The following is a 3,715-nucleotide window of genomic DNA, read 5'->3' on the forward strand; positions in this document are numbered from 1 at the left end:
CAGGAAAAGACCGACGTCATCACAAAGAAGATGGAAAAAGTCCTCGGCGTCCCGGTGATCGGGATCATCCCAGAGGACTCCAATACCCGCAGGGCATCCTCGGCAAAAGTCCCGATTGTCATCAAGTACCCGTCCTCCCCGGCATCGCTTGCCATTAAGAGGATCGCCGCGGACCTTGCCGGCGTGGAGATGAAAGAGGAGAACGCTTCCCCGGCGGTAAAAGAAGGCTTCGTCGACCGGTTCACCCGGGTTCTTTTCAAAAGGAAAGAGAAGCAGTAACCGTATCGGGAAACCAGACCGTATTCTTCGGGCGGATTACCGCGATCCCATTCGTTTAATCCGGATATTTTCGGGCGGTTTCTCTTTTGCGTACAGGAAGACCCCGAGCATCTCGTGCTTGTCGTCCTTGACAGGGCGGACAGTGGCAATGACGCTCCTGAGCTCCCCGTGCTTTGTCAAAAGGAGCGTGTTGGTCTCCCGCATGATAACCACCATCTGGCTGACAACCTCCGGCACCGGGTCGGGGATCTCCTTTCGTGACGACTCGTTCAAAAGCCGCATCGTGTCGCGCCAGTGGTGCATCAGGACATCGCCCGGAGCGAGGCCGAGCATCCGCAGGCTGTACGGGTTGTAAAAGACGACCCTTCCCGACAGGTCGAGGATCATGACAAGGTCATGCGCTGCAAGGATTGTCTTCGGGTTCCCGATCGGGTACATATCGAGGAACTTCTTCCGTATCCCGTGGTTGTATAACGCAAGCCCCACGTTCGAGATGAGTTCCTTATCCGTGAACGGTTTTAAGATATAGCCGAGCGGCTGGGCGCCCTTTGCCCGTTCGATCAGCATATCATCGCAGTGGGCGGTCAGGAAGACGACCGGCACCTGGAAGAGCTGGAAGATATACCGGGCAGCCGTGACCCCGTCCATCTTTCCGGCAAGGGTGATATCCATCAGGACAAGGTCGGGCAATAGTTCGGCGGCCATGATGATCGCCTCCTCTCCCGATGCGGTCTCTCCGGCGATCACGTACTCCTTTCTCTGGAGCATGGTGCTGATAAGATTCCGGATAATCTCATCGTCTTCGACAATGAGGATCCGGGGGGCTTGCGGTGGCATGGCGGGTTGGTGTTTCAATAGGTTTTTTATGAGATCTCATTAAACCGGCGGATTATGATCTGCGTAATCGGGTTATGATCGGTTCGTGATGGAAAAGACACAGTGATCGTCACCCTTTGACTTGCACAGGGTCTCCTTTGCCTGAACCTTTATCCCAAAAGATCCCTCGATGATACCGGCAAGGAGGCCTGCTGTGCAGAAGCAGACGTTTTTTTCGGTCGTGCCGAAAGATTCTGACTCCACGGTGTGGGAGAGGGTGATCGTCTTGGTCTTTGTGGCCTCGTCCCACTCCTCGCCAACAAGGCTGAACCAGCCCATCTGCGCGTAAAAGGTGAATGCCATGTCGGAGAGCGTCTTCGGGTTCGTGATTCCCATCTTCTTGTAGTGCTCCACATTCTCCCTGCCCATGTCCATGTAGGCCCGGTAGTTCACCCCGTTTGCCGGTGCCTCCCCCATCGTCTTTTTCAGCGACTGCGTCATCGATGTGAAGATGAACCGGGGCATCATGACCACCGGTTCGTCAATGAGCTGGATCTTGCCCTGCAATGGTTTGTGCTCGATGAACTCGGTGATCGCCGACTCGCCTTTCACAACGGCCTCGGCCTTGAACTTCCAGCTGGGCTCCACCTGGTCGCAGACAAATTCGCAGTATGGGTCTCCTTGTGCGTGGCAGCTCTTCTCAATACAGAACCAGGTCCTGCCGGTCACGGCTTTGAGCACACCCTCGATCCAGCCCTGGTGGATCCCGCAGACCGGCATGTTCCAGTCTTTTAACACCTCGGACTCGAAGGTCTGTTTCGTGCGCAGGACAATCCGTTTCTCGCCCGCCTCCACGAGCTCGAACGGGGCGCCCCATCCCTGCTGGTGCTGGAGGGTGAAGACCAGCATCACGAACTGTGCCGGGGTGAGATCCATGCCCTGTTTTTTTAAGAGACTCGCAAGTCCCACGGAGCCCAGGCCTACCGAGCGGAAGAGTTTCCGGACCGCCTTGACTGCGAGTTTCCGGTTCAGGCTGGTCTCGTACATCTCGTAGATCGCCCGTACCAGGTAATTGGGATTGCCCGCAGTCCGGACACCGAAAACTGAGTAGATCCCGGCAAGCGGATCGAGTTCAATATAGGGGGCGATCGTCTTCTCGCCCGTTATCAGTGCCTCGAAATCTTCACGCCCGATCTTCATGGAGGTAGTATTCGGTCATCAGAAATTAAAGCGTTTCGAAACGCCCGATTGTGAAAAAAAGGCTGATTTAAAATTATTTTGGCTGAGTTATGGGCCAAAGATTAAAGTTCGATGAGGATCTTCTGACCGGTTTCCCTGAAGTGAAGGGCAAATGCCCGGATCTCCTGGCTCTTGTCCTGCACAATGCATTCATAGTCGCCATACATGAGCCGGAACCCGGCGCTCCCGGCCCCATCGGTGAAATCGCTCCCCAGGATCCTGCCGTCTTTCCTTATGGTGAGGCGGATCCCTTTCTGCGGCTCATTCTCTTTTACCAGGACCACCGTGAGCCGGCCCACGCCTTCGCTTTTTATCCCGATCTCGGGGATCGCTTCGGTAAGCCCCTGCTGGACCCGGGTCGTGTCAAAGATTCGGCACCCCATGACGAGCGCCTCCGCAATGTCTGGCTGCACCGTGTACAAAACGAACTGCTCCATCCGTGTCACAAGGATTACCGCTTTATCCCCGAAGAGATCGCCATTCTCATCGGAGAAGATCGCACCCCCCGGCTCACCGCGGACGAACGCGAGGCAGCCGATCGCATCGTCACTGCGTGCCACGGCAAGCCCGAAAAACCCTTTACCCGCAGCCACCCGGAGGATTTCCGGAAGACCGAACGTGCCAAGTTCCTTTGAATCGGTGAGAACGGTATCGATCATCTGCCGGACTTTCATGAGGTCAGTCTCCCTTCCGGGCACCGATGCCCTTGCACCCTGTGCCGGCCCTTAGAGGGATTAGGCCACCCGGGCAGATATAGGTACCCGGCCCGTATCGCCACGCATAAGAGATCCAAGAAGCAGATACTATACCGGATTATGGAATTGTTCTTCCCGATGGTGGTCTCGGCAATTGCCGTCCTCGCCACCCTGATCTATGCATCCCTGCTTGACATACGGGACCGGCGCGTGCCGTTCATCACCTGGCTCCCTATGCTTGCGATCGGCGTTGCCTGCACGGCTGTGCTCCTCTGGCAGATGACCGCAAACGCAAGCCTTCTTGCAGGCTACCTTGCCCTTGTCACGAGCTTCCTGTACGCAGACTACCTTGACAACCGGGGGCGAACGGATTCACGGGGCCTCACCAGCCATTATGCAAAGGACCGGATCTTCTGGTATTTCATCCCGGTCCTTGTGCTTCCGGCCCTCTCCTGGTTCGTTCTCGTACCATCAGTATCCGTCCAGCTCCTCTCCTGGTACGCGATGTTCGCCGGGATCCTCGGGTACGTTACCTGGCGGGAATACAAGGGATGGCCCGAGCCCCGCCGGAAAACCAAGAAAGGACAGGTGCCCTGCGGGCCGGACATGAATGAAATAATCGGCCGCTGGTATTTTGTGCTCATAATCATGGTCTTTGCCATTGTTTAGGCAACGATGCTAATTAT

At 56.1% G+C, this 3,715-nt stretch carries 4 protein-coding genes and 1 pseudogene; 2 read left to right on the forward strand and 3 right to left on the reverse strand.

Annotation, left to right across the window (positions count from 1 at the left end):
- Window positions 1–279: pseudogene (locus CW742_RS08730) on the forward strand (septum site-determining protein MinD); the annotation flags it as partial.
- Between the two features lie 36 nt (window positions 280–315).
- Here CW742_RS08730 and CW742_RS08735 read toward each other — a convergent pair.
- From CW742_RS08735 to CW742_RS08745, 3 genes are all read right to left on the reverse strand, one after another.
- Entirely contained in the window at window positions 316–1,116 is an 801-nt protein-coding gene (locus tag CW742_RS08735; protein WP_292419243.1) for a response regulator, read from the reverse strand.
- A 72-nt stretch (window positions 1,117–1,188) separates the two neighbouring features.
- Window positions 1,189–2,295 carry a 4-vinyl reductase gene (locus CW742_RS08740; protein ID WP_292419248.1) on the reverse strand — a complete coding sequence of 369 codons (1,107 nt, stop codon included), beginning with the start codon at window positions 2,293–2,295 and terminating at the stop codon, window positions 1,189–1,191.
- Between the two features lie 101 nt (window positions 2,296–2,396).
- Window positions 2,397–3,008, reverse strand: coding sequence for a hypothetical protein (locus CW742_RS08745; protein WP_292419251.1), 612 nt, complete (start codon window positions 3,006–3,008; stop codon window positions 2,397–2,399).
- Between the two features lie 141 nt (window positions 3,009–3,149).
- Between CW742_RS08745 and CW742_RS08750 the strand changes: the two genes are divergently transcribed.
- Window positions 3,150–3,698 carry a hypothetical protein gene (locus CW742_RS08750; RefSeq protein WP_292419254.1) on the forward strand — a complete coding sequence of 183 codons (549 nt, stop codon included), beginning with the start codon at window positions 3,150–3,152 and terminating at the stop codon, window positions 3,696–3,698.
- The last annotated feature ends 17 nt before the right edge of the window (window positions 3,699–3,715 follow it).

It is taken from the genome of Methanoregula sp., assembly GCF_002835825.1.
Taxonomy (GTDB): domain Archaea; phylum Halobacteriota; class Methanomicrobia; order Methanomicrobiales; family Methanospirillaceae; genus Methanoregula.